Here is a 17,693-nt window from a genome sequence, read left to right on the forward strand (position 1 = left end):
GTGCTTCTTCATCAGGAAGGCCACGCCGGAGGAGAGCTGGGCGGCCACCTTGCGCGAGCGTTGGACGACGGCGGCGAAGTCGAAGCCGCGCTTCTCCACCATCAGGCCGTAGTCCTTCAGGTGGTCGAGCTGTTCGTAGACCTCGCCGGACTTCAGCAGGGCCTTGGTGGGGATGCAGCCCCAGTTCAGGCAGATGCCGCCCAGGGCGTCGCGCTCGACGATTGCGGTCTTCATGCCGAGCTGGGAGGCGCGGATGGCGGTCACATAGCCGCCGGGGCCGGCGCCGATGACGATGACGTCGAAAACCATCGCTAGGCCGGCGCCGCGTAGGCGGGCCAAGTCACTCCAGCGAGGAAACCGCCATCCACGGGCAGGTTGACCCCGGTGACCCCGCGACTTCCCGGGCCGAGCAGCCAGACGACCGCGTCGGCAATTTCACTGGCGTCCAGCAAGCGGCCCAGAGCTGTCGCTTCGGCCATGGCGCTCGCGTTTAGGACGCCGGCGGACACCCCCTTGTCCAGAGCGGGCGTCCGCGTGAAGCCAGGGGACACTGCGTTCACCCGCACCCCCTGGCGGCCCCACGCACGGGCCAGGGACCTCGTCAGACTGATGACGCCCGCCTTGGCCGCAGAGTAGGCGTGGGTGGGCGCAGACGTCATACCTGCGATAGAGGCCACATTGACGATCGCCCCACTGGCGCGTTGCGCCATGCGCACGCCGACTGCACGGCTTACGATGTAGGTGCCCGTCAGGTCGACGTTGATCTCCCGCTGCCAGTCGGTCAGGCGAAGCCGCTCGGGGGGATGAACTTTCCCGAGGATGCCAGCGGCATTGACCAGACCGCCGATCGGTCCGAACCGAGCCTCGGCCGCCGCGATGGTGAGTTCGACCTCGGCCTCGTCGGTAACGTCGAGGGCCATCGACGTCCCGCCGGGCGGGGGACGGTTCGGCGGATCGCGATCCAAGCCGATCACAGTCACGCCAGCCCGCGACAAGGCTGTGGCGACCGCCTCGCCGATGCCGCTGGAAGCCCCCGTCACCGCCACGGCCCCCAGCGCGCGCTTGAGCTCAGTCCCGTTCGAGAGCTGCTCCGGCTTCTCTTCCATTAGCTACCTCAATTCCGCGCTGGCTGACGGGCAGCCGAACGAGCTTCATTCTTTGATGACTTGCGGGTCTATTGCTCAGCCGCACCGGAGGCAGCGGCGCAGATGGCGTCGGCGAAGACGTCCACGAGCTGCACGGGAAAGTCGTGGCCCATTCCCGGCACTTCGATCAGTTTCGCGCTCGGGATGTGCTTGGCTGTGTCCCGCCCCCCCTCCACCGGCACGAGCGCGTCATCTAGGCCGTGCAGGACAACGGTGGGCGCAGTAATGCGCGCCAGGCGGTCACGGCGATCTCCATCGGCGACGATGGCCGCCATGTGACGCACCATGCCGCGCGGATTGTAGCCACGTTCGGCATCCCGAAGGAGGCGCTCACGCACCGCGTCATCTCCCTCCGGGTAGCCGGGGCTCCCGATGAGGCGGGCCAGGCGGACCCCACGATCGACGATGCCGGGGAGGTCATCCGGCGGCGGCACGATGCTGAGCACCGCCGTGACTTCGTCCTTCGGGCGCGGGAGGGCGGGATTGCCCGTGGTCGACATGATCGAAGTGAGCGAAAGCGTGCGCTCAGGGTGGTTCACGGCCACGAGCTGAGCGATCATGCCCCCCATGGATGCGCCCACGATGTGCGCCTTCTGCACCCCGAGATGATCAAGCAAGGCCACAGCGTCATCAGCCATGTCAGCAAGGGTGTAAGGCGGCGCAGCCCCGCCCATGACCGCGGCCAGGTCTGGATCACCTAAGTGGTCCATAGAAGTCGACCGACCAACGTCGCGGTTGTCGTACCGCACTACGAAGAAGTCGCGCGTTGCGAGCGCTTGGCAGAGCTCGACCGGCCAGCGCGTGAGCTGCGAAGCGTAGCCCATGATGAGAATGATGGTGGGGCGCCCTGGCTCCCCGAACACCTCGTACTCCAGCTCAAGACCGTTCACAGCCGCGCGCATGATACTCCGCTCCTCCGTTCTGCTGAGCCCTTCGGCCTCCCTGCCCTCTTCGGCCCCCTCAATTGAAAACACTGGGCCGACGCCGGAGCGCCGGCCCAGCAAGGGGGGAGGACTGCAAGCCTAGAAGCGCTTCACCACCCCCACTCTCACGGTGCGCCCATAGGGGTTGCCGATGAACGGGTCATAGCTGAGCTCGAGGCGCGCCTTAGATGGATCCTCGTCAAAGACGTTCAGCACTCCCGCGGTAAGTGTGGTGTCCCAAGGCAGGAACACGCGGTAGTTCAGGTCGACAGTGGTGAACGGCTCCACGCGCAGGCCGAAGGTGATCAGAGAGCACCCCGCAGTGGTGCCTGCGTTCGCGACCGTACAGCCCGAGTTCGATGCGGTCTGGATCACTGTCGGACCACGATTGTCGGTCGCGCCGCCGATGTAATTGATGGTGAGGCGCAGGTTGTGAGGACCCCGCGTGTATTCCGCGTACGCATTCGCGCGGAACCTGGAAATCGTCCCCGGCAGCCGATCGTAGTTGGTGTAGCCGAGCGCACTGTAGGCGTTGGAGACAAGCGCACCCTCATAGGTGAACGCCGCCTGTTCGTACTTCAGGACGTAGCTGGCGTTGGCCGCCAGCGTGACCTCGCCGGCGAACATATCGGGGAAGCGATATTCCACCTGGGCGTCGATGCCGGAGGTACGTACTTCGGGCCCGTTAGTCGTGTCGGAACGGATGCGCTGCATGTCTGCCGCCCGCGTCACACCTTGGGTGCAGACGTTGCCGCTGCTGAAGGTGATCAGCGGCCGAAGGGGGCTTGCACAGTTTACGAACTGCGATCCGTTGCCGGCTCCCGCGATGGCGGTGGCGATCACATTGGCGGGGACGGTGACGATCTGGTCCTGCAGCTTGAAGTTCCAGTAGTCGACGGTCGCGCGCAGGCCGCCCGCTGAGACGATGACGCCTACATTGTACGTGTCGGCCGACTCGGGGCCGACGGCTGGGTTGCCGAAGAGGTCGATGGACTTGAAAGCGTTTCCAGCCGCGATGATGCCTTGGAGCACCGTCGCCCCGCCGGCCGCCCTGTTGACTGCGGTCGGGCCCCGGAAGGTGGTGCCGACCGAGCCACGCAGAGCTAGCCAATCCGTCGCCTGCCACTTGATCGCGAGCTTTGGGTTGGTCGTCGACCCGGTGTCCCCGCCGTAGTCCTCGTAACGGATAGCGAGTTGGGCGTTCAGAGCATCCGTGACCGGCAGGTTGAGTTCACCGAACACCGCATAGATGCGGTCCGTGAGGTGAGCAGCCACCTGCTGGCCCTGGAAGATGAAGGGGCCCGTGCGGAAGGTGCAGGCCGATGTTCCCAGCACCGGACACGGGTTGACGTTCGCGTCGTTTAGCGGGCCCGGGCTGAAGTCATAGACACTGCCACGCACCTGGGCGCCGGCCGCCCAGCCAATCGCGCCGCCGCCGAGCTCTACGCCGAGCTGGCCGCTCAACACCGCGTCGAGCACCCAATAGTCAGTCACCGAATCGGTCGTGACGGTGCCGAGCAGCCACCGGTTGATTTCCGAGCTGTTTGCGTTCGCGGAAACGAAGCCGGGGTTGCTGAGGCCTTCGGCGGGGTTGCCCGCCAGGGCGTTCGAGAACGGGTTGTAGTATTGGCAGCCGTTCGCGCCCGGGGTGGTTCCTGTGCAGCCGGGGCCTCCAAGCCCGTTCAGCGCCCGCTGGAGCCGGTCGATCAGCACGTCCTGGATTTCGAAGTGGGTCGTGGAGCGGCTGTATGTGCCCGCGACTGACCAGTTGATGTCCTCCCACAGCGTACCCTCGACACCCGCGGAGACGCGGAAGAGCGTGTAGCTGTTCTTCGAGGTCGCACCCATACCGTCGATAGGCCCGCCACCTGTGGCGAAGGGGCGCCACAGCAGGAGCGAAACGCGCTGGGTAGCCGCGATCTGGGCCGCGCTCAGCCCAGCCTGCTGCAAGGCCGTCAACGCGCCCGGGTTGCTGATCGGCGCGGAGAAGACGCCGACGCTCCCTGGGCCGGCTGGACCTGAGAGCGGAGGGTATCCGGGCGACGAACGCATCTCCGGCTGCTCGCTGAACGAATACAGCGCCTCGGCATGGAAGCGGGTGGAGTCGTTCAGCTCCGAGTTGACCTCGCCGTAGAGCTGGTACCGGTCCTCCTTCTCGATGAGGTTGAGGTACGGCACATAGCTCCACGTGCAGATCGGCGTCGTCCCCGTGAAGTTGGCGACACCGCCCTGCGCTTCGCAATTTGCATCACGCGTGATGCCTGCAGTTGGCAGACCGGCCGCGCTGAGGGGGAGGAACGGACCGGGGTTGCCCAAGGCGGACCAGCCGGTGGGGTTTTCCGTCCACTCCGGAAAGGCCCAGTCTCGCTCGGTGGTGCGCAAGGGGGAGCGGTGCTGATATCCACCGCTAAGCAGTATGTTGGACCGCTCGGTCGCCCAGCCCCAGGTCGCGTTCAGCGTATAATCGCCGTCCGAGCCGGGTACGTACCGATAGTCGGCGCCCAGCTCTAGCCCGTCGAGATTCTTGCGAGTGATGAAGTTGGCCACACCGCCGATGGCGTCAGAGCCATAGGTAGCTGCGGCGCCGTCCTTGAGGATCTCTACCCTACCGATGGCGCCGATCGGCAACATGTAGGTGTCGGCCGTGCCCTCCATGAAACGCCGGCCGTTGAGGAGGACGAGGGTCCGCTGAGCGCCGAGGCCGCGCAGGTTGATCGTCCCAGCGCCGAGTCGCGCCTGCGCGGTCGGCGTGAACTGGTTCGACTCGCCCATCACGGGACCGGTGTAGGGCAACGACTTGATGAGTTCAGTCGCCGTCGGGCGCCCCTGCTTCTGAAGCTCTTCCGCATCGATGGCGTCGACCGGAAGCGCCGCATTCTCCGCAGCCCCGCGAATGTACGAGCCGGTCACGACCACCTCGCCGACGGTGGTGTCGGCGGGCGGCGGCGTCTGAGCCGCCGCAGGGGTGGCCAGCGCGGCGAACGCCGCCATCATCACGGATGTTGTTGCGAGCAAATACTGACGACGCATGGGCTAACCCCTCCCTGAGTTATGTTGTGACCAGATACTGATGTGGCAGCTCAGTACGACCTCGGCATTCCAAGGTCGTGTTGGGCGACGTAATTGAGGACCATTTCTTCGGAGACTGGCGCGATGCGGAACAGCCTGGCGTCGCGCCACAGCCGCTCCACATGGAATTCTTTGGAATACCCCATGCCGCCCATCGTCTGGATGGCGCGGTCCGTGGCCAAAGCCGCAGCATGTCCGGCCAACCACTTTCCTTGGTTTGCCTGGCTGCCGTAGGGGCGGCCGCTGTCGTAAAGAGAGGCCGCCTTGTAGTTCATCAGGCGCGCGCACTCGGCCTGGACATGCGCTTCGGCGAGTGGGAACTGGATGGCTTGGTAGCTGGCGATCGGCCGGCCGGCGAAGACCTTGCGGTCGTTGGCGTAACGGATAGCCAGCTTCGTCGCGATGCTGGCCGTGCCGAGCAGGCCCGCAGTCGTGACGATCCTTTCGGTATTCAGCACATCGAGGAGCTCTCGAAACCCGCCGTGCAGCGTTCCAACGAGTTCGTTCGGCTCCACCCTCACGTTGTCGAAGAAGACCTGACTGGATGGCAGCGTCTTGGTGCCGAGCTTGTCGATGGCCTGATGGGATAGGCCGTCGCGCTCCCGATCGATCAGGAACAGGCTTATGCCGTCGGTCTTCGCCTGCTTGTCAGCCTGCGACTTCGTGCGGGCGACGACGAGCAGGGTCGACGCCTGCGGGACCGCAGTGATCCAGATCTTCTGACCCTGCAGTCGCCAACCGTCACCGTCGCGTTCGGCGAAGGTCTTGATCTCGGGGCTGTTGCTGCCGGCGTCAGGCTCGGTCAGCGCCATCGCGAACATCTGCTCGCCCGTTACGAGGCCCGGGAGGAGCGATGCCTTCTGCTCGTCGTTACCCAATCGGCTGAGCGTTACCCCGCCGAATATGGGGTTCAGCATGAACAGCTGGCTCAGCGTGACCCCACCTCCGCCTGCGCAGAGGTGTTCCACCGCGATGGCCAGCTCGAGCATGCCGAGCCCGGCCCCGCCGTACGCTTCCGGAACGGCTATGCCGCAAAGACCGGCGTCGCAGATCTCCTGCCACATCGCCGTGGGAAACTCGCGGCGAGCATCGAGCTCCCGCCAGTATTCGAGGCCGTACTTCTCGCCCACCCGGTCGGCGGTGTGGCGCAGCATGTCCTGCTCTTCGGAGTAGTCGAAGTTCATGGAGCGACGGTCCCCCCGGAAGGCGCGCGAAGGAGCCGCACGGGGTGCTCCAGGGCTTGTTGAATGGCTTGGAGAAAGCGTGCGGCCGCGGCGCCATCCATGACCCGGTGGTCGCACGAGAGCGCGAGACACAGTTCGTCTACCGCCCGCGGCTGACCTGCCTCGTCCGGTCGGAAGATGCGCCGAGCGCGGCCGACCCCGAGGATCGAGGACTGACCGGGGTTGATGATTGGCAGCAACGCGGTCGCACCGAACATCCCGACGTTGGAGACGGATATCGCCCCGCCCTCCAGGTCCACGCTCTGCAGTCGTCCGGAGCGGGCTCGCTCCGCAAGTTCGTCTGCCGCTTCGGCGAGTTCGTCCAAGGTCTTGGCGCCCGCCCCACGGATGACGGGTGCGTAGAGCCCCCGCGGCGTCTCCACGGCGAAGCCAACGTCAGCGGTGGCGATGGGCAACAGACCGCCGTCTTTCCAAACCGAATTGATTCCGGGTGCGGCGGTGAGAGACCTGGCCACGGCCGCCAGGACGAAGTGATTGACGCTCAGCTTCCGACCGCCAATGTCGCCATTGATCTCCGACCGCAACCGGAGCAACGCCGAGACGTCCACTTCCGCGAAGATGTAGAAGTGAGGGATCTCTTGTTTCGCTTCGGTGAGGCGCCTTGCGACGGTCGCATGGTGCTTGCTGATTGGCCTGACAGTGCCGTCTGAGGGGCGGGCGCCGCCTTCCAAGAGCCGGCCCCCCTGCCCTGCTTCGATCGAGGTCTGCACGTCCGCCGCGGTGATGCGTCCGCGCGGCCCGCTGCCAGCGACCGCGCTCAGCTGCACGCCTGCTCGTGATGCAATCCGCCGCGCCAGCGGCGTGGCGAGCTGACGCGCAGTAGGCGCCTGAGAACCCACGTCCGGGCTCGGGTTGTTCGCACGGGTCGGTGGCACCTGCGTCGTCTGAGGCCCCTCGCCACCGCCCTCCACTGTCAGGAAAGCGACGACGTCGCCGACCTGCGCCGGCAATCCGGCTTCGACCTCAATCGCCTGGATGACGCCGGCATCCGAGGCTTCGACGTCGTTAGCGATCTTGTCGGTTTCGACGACAAACAGGATGTCGCCCGGAGCGACCCTGTCGCCGGGCGCCACGCGCCACTCGGCGATGACCCCCTCGGTCATCGTCAGCCCCAACTTGGGCATGAGGATGGGCTGACCCGTCACTTCAGGAGCCCGTGAAGCTCGCGGAGCGCTTCTCGAGGAAGGCGCCACACCCCTCGTGGGCGTCAGCTGAATCGAGAACGAGGCCGATCATCGCCTGCTCGTGCCGCAGGCTCGCGGCGGGCGGCATCTCAAGTCCGTCTGCGAGCGTGCGCTTCAGCAACTTCAATGTAAGCGGCGACTTCTGCCCGAGCGCTGTAGCGATCTTCATAGCCTCGGCAACGACTTCGCCGTCGTCCACCACGCGGTTAATCAGCCCCAATCGCTCGGCCTCTTCGGCCGAGATGCGGTCCCCGAGGAACATCAGTTCCTTCGCCTTGCAGGGAGAGATTTGACGGATCAGCCGCTGGGAGCCCCCTGCCCCGGGGAAAAGGCCAAGGTTGATCTCGGGCAGCCCAAATTTTGCGCTCCGGGCGGCCACCCGGATGTCGGTGCACAAAACCAGTTCCGTCCCACCGCCCAAGGCCCAGCCGTTCACCGCGGCAATAGTCGGCTTATCGACGGTCTCGACCTCGCGGAGCACAGCGTGGATCCGCTCGGCGAACTCGAGGTAGTGGGGCAGGCCGCTTCGGGAGTTCAGGTCTGCAATGTCGCCGCCGGCGACGAAGGCGCGGCCTGTCCCGGTGAAGACGATCGCCCGTACATCACGGTCGTTCGCAGCCCGACGAAGCTGCGATGACAGCTGGTCGAGCGTCTGCAGGTCCAAGCTGTTGAGCGTCTCAGGACGGTTGATGGTGATGAGCGCAGCCGCGCCCACCCGCTCCAAGAGGACGCGGTCTTCAGACATCTTGCTGACCCATGGTCTTGAGGACGGCTTCGACGACGCGCTGAGCCGAGGGGCGGTAGGCGGCCTCGAGCGCGGGCGCGAACGGCGTGGGCATGAAGGGCGCCCCGACACGCACAAGGGGGCCGTCGAGTTCGTCAAAGCCGATGTCGGCCATCCGGGCGACGATCTCGGCTCCGACACCGAACGCCTCGACAGCTTCGTGCGCTACGACGAGGCGGTGGGTTCTCGACAGCGAAGCAAGGACCGTCGCGTCGTCCCACGGCTGCAGCGTCCGCAGGTCGATGACCTCGGCGGCGATGCCGCGTGATGCCAACTGGGTCGCCGCATCCAACGCGAACTGCACGGCGGCGCCGTAGGCGACGATCGTTGCATCGGCGCCTGGACGCACGATTTCAGCGCGTCCGAGCGGAAGCGCGGCAGGCTGTTCGGGGAAGCTGTCCTTTCGCCCATACAGCCCCTTGTGCTCCACGAAGATCACGGGGTCAGGGTCTTCGATAGCGGCGCGGAGTAGGCCGTAAGCGCTCGTAGCGTCCGCTGGGCACACCACCTTCAATCCCGGGACGTGGGCGAACCACGCCTCAAGGCATTGAGAGTGCTGCGGCCCCGCGTTCACACCGCCCCCGTGCGGGGTTCGGAGCACCATGGGCGCCGAGAACTGGCCGCCAAACATGAAGCGCGCCTTGGCCGCCTGGTTCACCAGCGCGTCCATGACGAGCGTGGTGAAATCCATGAACATGATCTCGACGACCGGTTTCAAACCGCTCAGCGCAGCGCCCACAGCGACGCCTGCGATGGCGGCCTCAGAGATCGGGGTGTCGATGACCCGCTCCGAGCCGTACTTGTCCAGCAGGCCGCGTGTAACTCCGAAGGAACCGCCTGCCGCCGCGATGTCCTCGCCGAGCACAACGACGGTCGGATCGTCGGCCATCGCATCCATAAGCGCCCGGTTGAGGGCGTGGCCGTAGCGAAGCTCAGCCATGAGACTGCTCGCTGTAAACGTCGCAAAGCGCCCCGTGCGGGGACGGTTCGGGACCCCTCCGGGCGGCGGCTAAGGCGGCCTCGATTTCGCCGAGCACCTCCTCGTCGATCGCAGATGGGTCGGACGGGGCGCCAGCTTGCGCTGAGATCTGGGTCCACGCTCGGGCCAGCGGGTCCTGGCGCGGCAGGTCGTCGAGTTCAGCGGCCTCCCGATACTTCTGCGCATCGCCTTCGTAGTGCCCGCGCACGCGAGCGGTAAGGCACTCCAGGAAGACCGGCGATCCCCCTGACCTGAGGCCCCCGATGTGGCGCGCGGCCGCTTCTGCCACGGCGAAGACGTCGTTCCCGTCGACCTTCTCGTACACGAGGCCGTACGACCGAGCCCACGCTTCCGTCCCAAAGGCGATCTGGCTGGCGACGGGCGAGAACTCGCTCCAGCCGTTGGCCTCGCACACGAACAGGATCGGCGCGCGAAGCAGGACGGCGAGGTTCAGGGACTCGTGCAGCACGCCTTCCGCCAGCGCGCCGTCCCCGAAGAACGAGACGGCGACACGACCTGGGTGGAGCCGCGAATGCGCGAGCGCGCTGCCAAGCGCTATGGGCACCCCCGCGCCAACGATGCCGTTGGCGCCCAACATGCCAACGGCCGCGTCCGCCACGTGCATGGAGCCGCCGCGTCCGCGACACAGGCCGTCGTCACGGGCAAGCAATTCAGCAAAGAAGCCCGTCAGCGACAGGCCTTTGGCGATCGCGTGCCCGTGCCCGCGGTGCGTCGAGGCGATGGTATCCTCCGCCGTGAGCGCACTCATGATGCCGACGGAGACGGCTTCTTGGCCAATTGAGAGATGGATGAAGCCCGGGACCTCCCCGTCAGCGAACAGGCGCGAGAGTCTCTCCTCTGACCTGCGGATGAGCAGCATCCGGCGGTACAGCTCGACGCCGTCGGCCGTGCTCGGCCGGTTTTCCGCCCGGCGCTTCCCCTGTCCCGTAGCCACGTTGAAATCCACTGGCGCTTGTTGTTATGAACAATGAACCGTGAATCATGATTCATCGCAATAGCAAAGTTTGGGAGGGTCGCTGTGTCCAATCTCTCGCGCTGTGTGCGGCTGCACGCTGAGCGGTCACCCGATCGGACCGCGCTGGTCTACGAGGGCGCGCGCACCAGCTATGCCAGTCTCTGGGACCGCATCTGCCGCCTGGCGGGTTGGCTGCAAACCCAAGGCATCGGCAAGGGCGACGCCGTCGCGGCCGTCATGAAGAACAGCTCGACTTTCATCGAACTGTCCCTCGCCGTCAGTCACCTCGGCGGGCTGTTTGTGCCGGTGAATTACCGTCTGTCAGCGGACGAAATCGATTACATCCTCGCCGATAGCGGGGCGAAGCTGCTGTTCTGCGACGACGATTTTTCCGGACTTCCGCTAAGCTTTGAGGCCGTGCGGCTCGTCGGTCCGGCAGCCCAAAAGGACTCTAGCCAGCTGGGAGCGGCTTCTCCGGAGCGCCTCGAATATGTGGAGCCGGGCGAGGTGTTCCGGATCATGTACACGTCGGGAACGACGGACCGCCCCAAGGGCGTCATGCACACATACGCGAACTGGTACGCCAAGTCGGCGGACCAGATCATGGCCCTTCAGCTGAATTCGGACAGCCGGCTGCTGGTGGCGGGCCCCTTGTACCACGTCGGCGCTTACGACTTCCCGGGCGTGGCGGTGCTCTGGGCGGGGGGGACGCTCTGCATACAACGCGAGTTTGACGCCACGACCGCCTTTCAGCTCATCCATCGCGAGCGGCTGAACTGCGCCTGGTTCGCCCCTGTCATGACGACCCTGATGCTGAGTTCAGAAGCCCGCGGCCACTATGACCTGAGCAGCTTGGAGTGGAGCTTGGGCGGGGGCGAGCGCACACCGGAAACTCTAATCCAGCGCTATTCCGAGACATTCCCTCGCGCCCGCTACATCGATGCTTACGGGCTTACCGAGACCTGCGGCGGCGACACCCTGATGGAGCCCGGGCGCGAGATCGAGAAGATCGGCTCGACCGGCCGGCCCATCGCTCTTGTGGATCTGGAGATCCGCGACGAAGACGGCCAGACGCTGCCTGCCGGCGAGACGGGAGAGATCTGCCTCCGCGGTCCGAAGATCACGCCTGGATATTGGCGAGCGCCCGAGAAGACGGCGGCGTCCTTCTGGGGGAAGTGGCTGAGGACGGGTGACGTCGGGCATGTCGATGCCGACGGCTTCCTCTTCATTACCGACCGCAAGAAGGACATGATCATCTCGGGCGGGGAGAACATCGCCTCCCTCGAGATCGAGCGGGCCTTGACCGAACACGCCGCCGTCAAGGAAGCCGCGGTCATCGCCGTCCCCAACGCACAGTGGGGCGAGCGCCCGATGGCCTTCGTGGTCCTCCATGACGGCCGCAACGCCGAACCCGCGGACCTGCTGGAGCATTGCCGCGCGCGACTGGGCGGCTTTAAGGTCCCCGACGCCGTAAACGTGCGCTCCACCCTGCCGCGCAGCGCTTCCGGCAAGGTTCTCAAGCGGCTGCTCCGGGAGGAATACGAACGCAAATGAGCCCTCCCGAAGCGCGGCGGAAGATCTCTCGACAGGAGCGCAACGAGGAGGTCCGCCGAAGCCTCTTCCGCGCGGCCGGCGAGATCGTCGGCGAACGCGGCTATGAAGAGGCGTCGATCAGCCGGATTACCGAGAGGGCCGGTGTCGCCAACGGCACGTTCTACAATCATTTCGAAACCCGCCAGGAACTGCTTGACCAGTTGCTCCCCTCGCTCGGCGAGGAGATGATCGAATTCATTCGGCAGCGCACACGCGATGTCAGGCCGGAGCGGGATCGGGAGCTGGCGCGCTTTCGGGCCTTCTTTGAATTTCTGGTCGAGAACCCCGGCTTCCTACGTATCCTCAACGAGGCGGAGTTCAGCGCACCCGAGGCCTATCGACAGCACATTCAGAACGTGAGCCTCCCCTACCTCCGTATCCTGCAGCGAGCGCGCGGAGCCGGGGAAACTCGCGACTTCACCGATGCCGAGTTGGAAGCGGTTGTTCACATTCTCATCGGGGCGCGCGGCTACCTGAGCCAACGCTACGCCTATGCGGAAGGTGGCGCGCGGCTCCCAGACGAGGCGGTCTTCGACGCCTACGCCAAGCTGCTCATCGGCGGCCTTTTCGCTGAATCCGACAAGCCCGGGGCGGTGTGATCAGGCCTAAGTGCGGTTTCTCGGAAGAGAGCTCGCCGTCCCGTTATCGAAGGCGGACCATTTGGAACAGGCCCGCCTCCGGCCGCTTACCTTTGTTCGTTGAGCCCGTAGACCCGGCCGTCAGGGCCTCGGAAGTGCCGGTAGGCGTATCCCATGTCGGGGACCCGCGTGATTTCCCCCAGCAGCTCACCGCCCGCCTTCTCGATTTCGGCCGACGCCTGCTCGATGTCGTCGACCCGGAAACCGAAAGCCAGGCTGTCGTTGTAGCCATAGGGCGGGACGGTATGGGGCTGATAGAGCTCGAGCAGCGTGCCGTTCTCCATCTGGAAGACTGCAACACCCTCGAGCTCCATCATCGGCTTGAGGCCGAAGGTGTCGATGTAGAGCGTCTTGGCGGCGGCGAACGCGGGCTCCTTCAGCACCACCGCGTGCCACGTGATCCCTTCGACCTTCATAGTCTCATCTCCTGTTGAGGTGGCTTGGAGCGGGGCTCTAGTGAACCAGGCGGAAGCCGCTGTTCGGGCCGTAGCCCTGGATGAAGCCGAGCTTGATGTTGAGTAGGGCGAACGGCTCCAGAAGCCGGGCGGCGGAGAGCGGGCCTGCGTCGATAGGCTCGAAGCCAAGCTCTTCGACGAGCTTCAACGCCTGAGCCTTCGCGTCGGCGTCGTCCGCCGCAACCAACCCAGCAAGCTGCTCGCCCTTGATCTGCCCAGTGGCCATCGCGGATGCGAAGGCGGTGTTGAACGCTTTCGCCACCTTGGCAGAGGGCAACTTCTTCTGCAGCTCCTCGGCGCCGCTAGTGCTCGAAGAGTCGACGGCGAGCGTCATTTCCGCAGTCAGGGCGTTGGTGGCGTCGATAACGACCTTCCCCGCCACGACGTCAGCGAGTTCGGAAGCGGCGTTGCCCACTTCGCTGAAGGGAACGGCAATGATGACGAGGTCGGCGAACTCGCCGGCTGCACGCAGGTCCTCGCCGCGGCCGACCGCTCGGACTTCGTGATCGTTGCGGGAGAGGCCAGCTTGAAGAGCAGAGCCTACGTTGCCCTTGCCGATGATGGCGATTTTCATGGGTCATTCCTTGGGTGGGGAGGCGCGGCCGGGGGGCCGCGCCGTTTGAAGTGGCTAAGCCGTGGCGTTGCCGGGGCGACGGCGGATCAGCGCGTCGAGGCTCCACGCGCCCGGGCCGGCGAAGATCAGGTAGAAGAAGGCGAAGCAGAACATGATCGCCGTCTCGCCCTGGTTGAGGACAGGCCAGAAGCCCTGCGTCGCATGACCCATGAAGTAGGCCGCAGCCATCGTGCCGGACGCGAGGAACGCGGCTGGGCGGGTGAAGAGGCCGAGCACGATCAAAGTTCCGGTGATGAGCTCAATCACGCCGGCGGCCACGATGATCGGGGGGAGCGGGCCCGGCATGGGCATAGCCGCCGGAAAGGCGAAGAACTTCATCGTTGCGTGCTGCAGCATCAGCAACGAGGTCATGATCCGGAGCGCGGCGAGCGCATGGGGCGACCATCTAGCGAGTTTGGACATCATATGGCTCCTGAGATTGGCGCTCATTGCGCGGTGGGAACTTCGCCGAAGCGGAAGCTGGAGGCGGTGATGCCGCCGAACAGATCTTTCTGGTGATAGACGACCGCGCCGGGCTCGTTCTCAGCAGCTCCAACGGCGGCCATCAGCGGCACGAGGTGGTCTTCCTGTGGGTGAGCGGCGCGAGCGAGCGGCGCCCGCTCCCATTCGATTAGGCGCGAGCTCCGCTCCTCCGGCGAGGCGTCCGTGAGGGTCTGGTGCAGCCAAGCGTCGAAGACGCGGGATGGCTCGGCGCCGACGTCGCTGCGGGCGTCTCGGAGGTTGTGATAGCTGAGGCCGCTGCCGATGATCAGCACGCCCTCGTCACGCAGAGGCGCCAGCAGGCGGCCGAGCCGCAGATGGAGTTCCGGGTCGTAGCTGAGGTCGATGGACAGCTGCACGAGGGGGATGTCCTCGCCCGGATAGAGCGGCTTCATGATGCTGAAGGTGCCGTGGTCGTAACCCCGCTGCGTGTCGAGCCGCGCGGCGATGCCGCCGTCGGACAGCAGTTGCTGGACGCGGGCCGCAAGCTCGGGCGAACCCGGAGCCTTGTACTTGATCTCGTAGGTGTGCGGCGGGAACCCGGAGTAGTCGTAGACCATACCCGGCTGCTCTCCGGAGGAGATGGCGAAGCCTCTCTCTTCCCAGTGGCCGGTGATGACGAGCACCGCTCGGGGCGCATCGCCCAGCTCGCGGCGGATGTCGAGGAGCGATTGTTCAAGCTGGTCGAACATGCGGCGAAACGGGCCGTCGAGGTAGGGCCATGGGCCACCGCCGTGGCTGATGAAGTAGGTCGGCAGACGGGTCATTTCGTAGATCCTTGCGGATAGATGTTGGGGGGCTCAGCGCCAGTCGAAGGCGAGCGGCGCCTCACGGAAGGCGAAGCGGTCCAGGTGGCTCGCGACGGCGGCCTTGATGCCGTCGAGTTGCTCGCTGGCGGAAGCGTCCACCCGCACGGCCAAACCGTTCTCCAGCGCCTCCAGCGTCACTGTCCCGTCGGCAGGGAAACTTCTTCCACGTGCGTCCCTGGGGAATGTGATTTTCCCCTCAGTGGGCGTGAACTCGACGGTGAAATTGTGGGACCAGTGCTTGCAAAGCTGCTGCAAGTACCGGCTGGCGCTCTTGGTAGGCACGGCCGCGGCAGCGGAATGATCGTTCATTGGGGGCTCCGTCGTTCGTTGACGAAGAGATAGGCTCGCCAGACCCCCGCCGGGAGCGATAAAAGATCGATCCCATCCATCTGAATGAGAGATAGGTTGTGCTCGGGACGGTGACTCTGGATCAGCTGAAGGTGCTCGTCACCATTGAGGAGACCGGCAGCTTCTCGGCCGCTGGTCGCAAGCTGAAGCGTGCCCAGTCCGCCATCAGCCACGCGGTGATGACGCTTGAGAACCTGCAGCGCGTTCAGCTCTTCGACCGCTCAGGCCGAGCGCCGGTGCTCACGGAGGCGGGGCGGGCGCTCGCGAGCCAGGCGCGCCAGGTCCTTCGGCAGGCCGAGCTGTTCGAGCGGACGGCGAGCGCCATCGCGAGCGGCCTTGAGCCGGAGCTGACGTTTTCCGTGGACAGCATGGTCCCGTCGGAGCCCGTGATCCGGACGCTCGCGACCCTTCAGCAGCGCTTTCCAGACCTAACCGTGACGCTCTTCACCGAGGCGCTCGGCGGGGCAGAGCGGCGGGTGCGGTCTGGGTCCGCCGCCCTCGGCCTCTGTATGCTCTTTCCAGTCCAGGTGCAGGACCTGCAAGCCTACCCGGTCACGTCCATTGAGCTGGTCCCTGTCGTCGCTCCGGCACATCCCTTGGCGCAGGAGACGCGGCGCCTGGAACGGGAGGTGCTCGCCGAGCATGTGCAGCTGGTGCTGACGGACCCCGAGAGCAAGGGCGGCGGCCCGAGCTATAGTGTCGTCAGTCCCCGGGTATGGCGCTTCGTCGACCTTGGGCGGCGGCTGGAGTTCCTGCTGGCAGGCTTTGGCTGGGCGACGATGCCGCTCCACCTGGTCGAGCCGCATCTGCGCAGCGGCTCGCTCCAGCGTCTGCCGATCGAGGACCCCTCCATTCTCCCCGGCTCTATCCCGATTTACGCGGTGCACCAACGCGCCCGGCCGCTTGGGACGGCGGCCCGATCCCTCCTGCAGGACCTGCAAGAGCTCAGCGCCTGACGTGGAATTCGGGTGCGAAGCCAAGAAGCAGCATCGAGGGGTATTGGCATCGAGCGCAACTTTGATCGCCCATATCAACGAGCATCAGCTGCGTGCAGACGCGCGCCTCGGACGTCTCTAGTTGTAAGGCAGCCCTGGTTGCGGCCGCGCTGGCTCCCCGGGATCAGCGATGCCGCTGCAGTTACTCGGCTCCGGTTCGCCGCGCAGAACGGCGTCCACGAAAGCGAACTCGTCCTTCAAGGCCGCATGCATTCCGCCGTTGTGGGTAGCGCCTGGATAGGTCTTCCACACGATGTGGCTCCCGGCTCCGCAAAGCGCCCGCGCCGCTGCGTACTGCCTCCTGGGCACGAGCAAGCTGTCCGCTAGGCCCGTGCCCAGGAACACGGGGACCCGCATCCTGACGGGGGACATGTCGGCCGTTCGCAAAGTGTAGTCACGTATCTGATCCGGCGCCCGAAACGCGTTCGCGGCGGTCACCCCTTCCCGCTGCTCGATCGCGCGCGCATCGCATCCGCCCAAAGCAGCATTCAGGAGCATGCGGCCCTTCTCAGTTAGTAGCTCGTCACGCGGCGGGGCCCCCTCGCGCAGGCCGGCGCCGGCGATGCTCAGCATCGTATAATAGGCGGATCCCTGAGCTGGGGCTGGCGGCGGGGAAGCGTCGGGCGCCGAAAAGCTCGAGAGCACCCCGGTCGCAATACTCGCCTTGAGCCCGACATCCGGGGCATACGTCGGCTGCAAGCGTGTCGCTCCGATTGCGGCTCCCGATCCTTGCGATTGGCCGGTGATGACAACGACGTTTGCGATTTCTCGCCTGTGTGCGGACGTGGCGGCGCGGATGCCGTCCAGAACGGAGCGCCCCTCCGCCTGCCAGACAGTGTAGGGGTGCGGACCAGGCCCGCCGAGCCCTTGATAGTCGGTGGAAACCACGGCGAAGCCCTGCTTCAGCCATTCGTTGATGTACGCTGCGTCGCGCGGCCGGTGACCGGCCCACGAGGGGGCGCACTTGTCTGCTACACCGAGGGTGCCGTGCGCCCACGCAACTAGCGGCCACCCGCCCCGTGGCCGGGCGCCTCCCGGGAGATGCAACGTGCCGCTCACGGGCAGCACGCCCGAATTCCAGCGGGCGTCTGTGGAGGTGTAGAGAATCCGCAGCGCCTGTCCCGCGTTGGCGATCTGGGGATTCGCCGGCAGCGGCTCTTCCCGGAGCATCAAACCCGGACGGGACGGGAGCTTCCCGGTCCACCTGTAGAACGGGGAGAGATCCTGGTCTCCCGCTGAGGGGCCGACCGGAAGCGCCTCGGCGATAGCTTGTTCGGCAGCGCTCAGGATCGAGAACGCGGCGACGAGACCCACAACGATGGTTGCTCTCGTTCGCATGCCACTTCCCTCCAACTCTCGTGACGACTGGGTGAGCATTGCATCTATCAACGGGCCGACGCCATCGCCTCCCTTGGGTCCGCGCTCCTGACACCGCGT

The 17,693-nt window shown here is 65.7% G+C and carries 18 protein-coding genes; 3 read left to right on the top strand and 15 right to left on the bottom strand.

Annotated elements, in window-relative coordinates; all coding sequences use genetic code 11:
* The 9 genes from VIL76_RS08365 to VIL76_RS08405 form a co-directional block, all read right to left on the bottom strand.
* Positions 1–309 (bottom strand): FAD-dependent oxidoreductase (locus tag VIL76_RS08365; RefSeq protein ID WP_332044562.1); only part of this gene is annotated, 309 nt, incomplete at its 3' end.
* 2 nt (positions 310–311) lie between these two features.
* A complete protein-coding gene (locus VIL76_RS08370; protein WP_332044563.1) occupies positions 312–1,106 on the bottom strand; it encodes an SDR family oxidoreductase in 795 nt (264 codons plus the stop codon).
* Between the two features lie 68 nt (positions 1,107–1,174).
* On the bottom strand, positions 1,175–2,047 hold the full coding sequence (locus VIL76_RS08375; RefSeq protein ID WP_332044564.1) for an alpha/beta fold hydrolase: 873 nt from the start codon (positions 2,045–2,047) through the stop codon (positions 1,175–1,177).
* Between the two features lie 120 nt (positions 2,048–2,167).
* Positions 2,168–5,098, bottom strand: coding sequence for a TonB-dependent receptor domain-containing protein (locus VIL76_RS08380; RefSeq protein WP_332044565.1), 2,931 nt, complete (start codon positions 5,096–5,098; stop codon positions 2,168–2,170).
* Positions 5,099–5,148: 50 nt separating this feature from the next.
* Positions 5,149–6,321, bottom strand: coding sequence for an acyl-CoA dehydrogenase family protein (locus VIL76_RS08385; RefSeq protein WP_332044566.1), 1,173 nt, complete (start codon positions 6,319–6,321; stop codon positions 5,149–5,151).
* The gene (locus VIL76_RS08390; RefSeq protein WP_332044567.1) at positions 6,318–7,505 is read right to left on the bottom strand and encodes a dihydrolipoamide acetyltransferase family protein; all 1,188 of its coding nucleotides are present in this window, start codon (positions 7,503–7,505) and stop codon (positions 6,318–6,320) included. The genes VIL76_RS08385 and VIL76_RS08390 overlap by 4 nt, the downstream gene beginning before the upstream one ends.
* Positions 7,506–7,527: 22 nt before the next feature.
* On the bottom strand, positions 7,528–8,310 hold the full coding sequence (locus VIL76_RS08395) for an enoyl-CoA hydratase/isomerase family protein (protein ID WP_332044568.1): 783 nt from the start codon (positions 8,308–8,310) through the stop codon (positions 7,528–7,530).
* On the bottom strand, positions 8,303–9,289 hold the full coding sequence (locus VIL76_RS08400; protein ID WP_332044569.1) for an alpha-ketoacid dehydrogenase subunit beta: 987 nt from the start codon (positions 9,287–9,289) through the stop codon (positions 8,303–8,305). The genes VIL76_RS08395 and VIL76_RS08400 overlap by 8 nt, the downstream gene beginning before the upstream one ends.
* Positions 9,282–10,295 (bottom strand): thiamine pyrophosphate-dependent dehydrogenase E1 component subunit alpha, encoded by a 1,014-nt coding sequence (locus VIL76_RS08405; protein ID WP_332044570.1) that lies wholly within the window; start codon positions 10,293–10,295, stop codon positions 9,282–9,284. The genes VIL76_RS08400 and VIL76_RS08405 overlap by 8 nt, the downstream gene beginning before the upstream one ends.
* A 72-nt stretch (positions 10,296–10,367) precedes the next feature.
* On the opposite strand from VIL76_RS08405, the gene VIL76_RS08410 reads away from it, so the two are divergent.
* Positions 10,368–11,858 carry an AMP-binding protein gene (locus VIL76_RS08410; protein ID WP_332044571.1) on the top strand — a complete coding sequence of 497 codons (1,491 nt, stop codon included), beginning with the start codon at positions 10,368–10,370 and terminating at the stop codon, positions 11,856–11,858.
* Positions 11,855–12,496 carry a TetR/AcrR family transcriptional regulator gene (locus VIL76_RS08415; protein WP_332044572.1) on the top strand — a complete coding sequence of 214 codons (642 nt, stop codon included), beginning with the start codon at positions 11,855–11,857 and terminating at the stop codon, positions 12,494–12,496. Before VIL76_RS08410 ends, VIL76_RS08415 begins: the two co-directional genes overlap by 4 nt.
* An 86-nt stretch (positions 12,497–12,582) precedes the next feature.
* Here VIL76_RS08415 and VIL76_RS08420 read toward each other — a convergent pair whose 3' ends face one another.
* Genes VIL76_RS08420 through VIL76_RS08440 form a run of 5 tightly spaced genes read right to left on the bottom strand, consistent with a single transcriptional unit; the run spans position 12,583 to position 15,222 of the window.
* Complete coding sequence (locus VIL76_RS08420; RefSeq protein WP_332044573.1) at positions 12,583–12,951, bottom strand: VOC family protein; 369 nt, start codon at positions 12,949–12,951, stop codon at positions 12,583–12,585.
* A gap of 37 nt (positions 12,952–12,988) precedes the next feature.
* Positions 12,989–13,564 carry an NADPH-dependent F420 reductase gene (locus tag VIL76_RS08425; protein ID WP_332044574.1) on the bottom strand — a complete coding sequence of 192 codons (576 nt, stop codon included), beginning with the start codon at positions 13,562–13,564 and terminating at the stop codon, positions 12,989–12,991.
* Between the two features lie 54 nt (positions 13,565–13,618).
* Positions 13,619–14,053, bottom strand: coding sequence for a DoxX family protein (locus VIL76_RS08430; protein WP_349257483.1), 435 nt, complete (start codon positions 14,051–14,053; stop codon positions 13,619–13,621).
* Positions 14,050–14,871 carry a class III extradiol ring-cleavage dioxygenase gene (locus tag VIL76_RS08435; protein ID WP_332044575.1) on the bottom strand — a complete coding sequence of 274 codons (822 nt, stop codon included), beginning with the start codon at positions 14,869–14,871 and terminating at the stop codon, positions 14,050–14,052. The genes VIL76_RS08430 and VIL76_RS08435 overlap by 4 nt, the downstream gene beginning before the upstream one ends.
* A 33-nt stretch (positions 14,872–14,904) precedes the next feature.
* The gene (locus tag VIL76_RS08440; RefSeq protein ID WP_332044576.1) at positions 14,905–15,222 is read right to left on the bottom strand and encodes a DUF2218 domain-containing protein; all 318 of its coding nucleotides are present in this window, start codon (positions 15,220–15,222) and stop codon (positions 14,905–14,907) included.
* Positions 15,223–15,320: 98 nt separating this feature from the next.
* On the opposite strand from VIL76_RS08440, the gene VIL76_RS08445 reads away from it, so the two are divergent.
* Positions 15,321–16,217 (top strand): LysR family transcriptional regulator, encoded by an 897-nt coding sequence (locus VIL76_RS08445; RefSeq protein WP_332044577.1) that lies wholly within the window; start codon positions 15,321–15,323, stop codon positions 16,215–16,217.
* A 117-nt stretch (positions 16,218–16,334) separates the two neighbouring features.
* On the opposite strand, the gene VIL76_RS08450 is transcribed toward VIL76_RS08445, so the two are convergent.
* Positions 16,335–17,594, bottom strand: a complete 1,260-nt coding sequence (locus VIL76_RS08450) for an alpha/beta hydrolase (protein WP_332044578.1) — start codon at positions 17,592–17,594, stop codon at positions 16,335–16,337.
* Positions 17,595–17,693 lie beyond the last annotated feature (99 nt).

Source organism: Phenylobacterium sp. (assembly GCF_036563285.1).
GTDB lineage: Bacteria > Pseudomonadota > Alphaproteobacteria > Caulobacterales > Caulobacteraceae > Phenylobacterium.

Coding starts and splice junctions, on each gene's coding strand:
- VIL76_RS08370 (WP_332044563.1), bottom strand. CDS start 1,106: ATGGAAGAGAAGCCGGAGCAGCTCTCGAACGGGACTGAGCTCAAGCGC.
- VIL76_RS08375 (WP_332044564.1), bottom strand. CDS start 2,047: ATGCGCGCGGCTGTGAACGGTCTTGAGCTGGAGTACGAGGTGTTCGGG.
- VIL76_RS08380 (WP_332044565.1), bottom strand. CDS start 5,098: ATGCGTCGTCAGTATTTGCTCGCAACAACATCCGTGATGATGGCGGCG.
- VIL76_RS08385 (WP_332044566.1), bottom strand. CDS start 6,321: ATGAACTTCGACTACTCCGAAGAGCAGGACATGCTGCGCCACACCGCC.
- VIL76_RS08390 (WP_332044567.1), bottom strand. CDS start 7,505: ATGCCCAAGTTGGGGCTGACGATGACCGAGGGGGTCATCGCCGAGTGG.
- VIL76_RS08395 (WP_332044568.1), bottom strand. CDS start 8,310: ATGTCTGAAGACCGCGTCCTCTTGGAGCGGGTGGGCGCGGCTGCGCTC.
- VIL76_RS08400 (WP_332044569.1), bottom strand. CDS start 9,289: ATGGCTGAGCTTCGCTACGGCCACGCCCTCAACCGGGCGCTTATGGAT.
- VIL76_RS08415 (WP_332044572.1), top strand. CDS start 11,855: ATGAGCCCTCCCGAAGCGCGGCGGAAGATCTCTCGACAGGAGCGCAAC.
- VIL76_RS08420 (WP_332044573.1), bottom strand. CDS start 12,951: ATGAAGGTCGAAGGGATCACGTGGCACGCGGTGGTGCTGAAGGAGCCC.
- VIL76_RS08425 (WP_332044574.1), bottom strand. CDS start 13,564: ATGAAAATCGCCATCATCGGCAAGGGCAACGTAGGCTCTGCTCTTCAA.
- VIL76_RS08430 (WP_349257483.1), bottom strand. CDS start 14,053: ATGAGCGCCAATCTCAGGAGCCATATGATGTCCAAACTCGCTAGATGG.
- VIL76_RS08435 (WP_332044575.1), bottom strand. CDS start 14,871: ATGACCCGTCTGCCGACCTACTTCATCAGCCACGGCGGTGGCCCATGG.
- VIL76_RS08440 (WP_332044576.1), bottom strand. CDS start 15,222: ATGAACGATCATTCCGCTGCCGCGGCCGTGCCTACCAAGAGCGCCAGC.
- VIL76_RS08450 (WP_332044578.1), bottom strand. CDS start 17,594: ATGCGAACGAGAGCAACCATCGTTGTGGGTCTCGTCGCCGCGTTCTCG.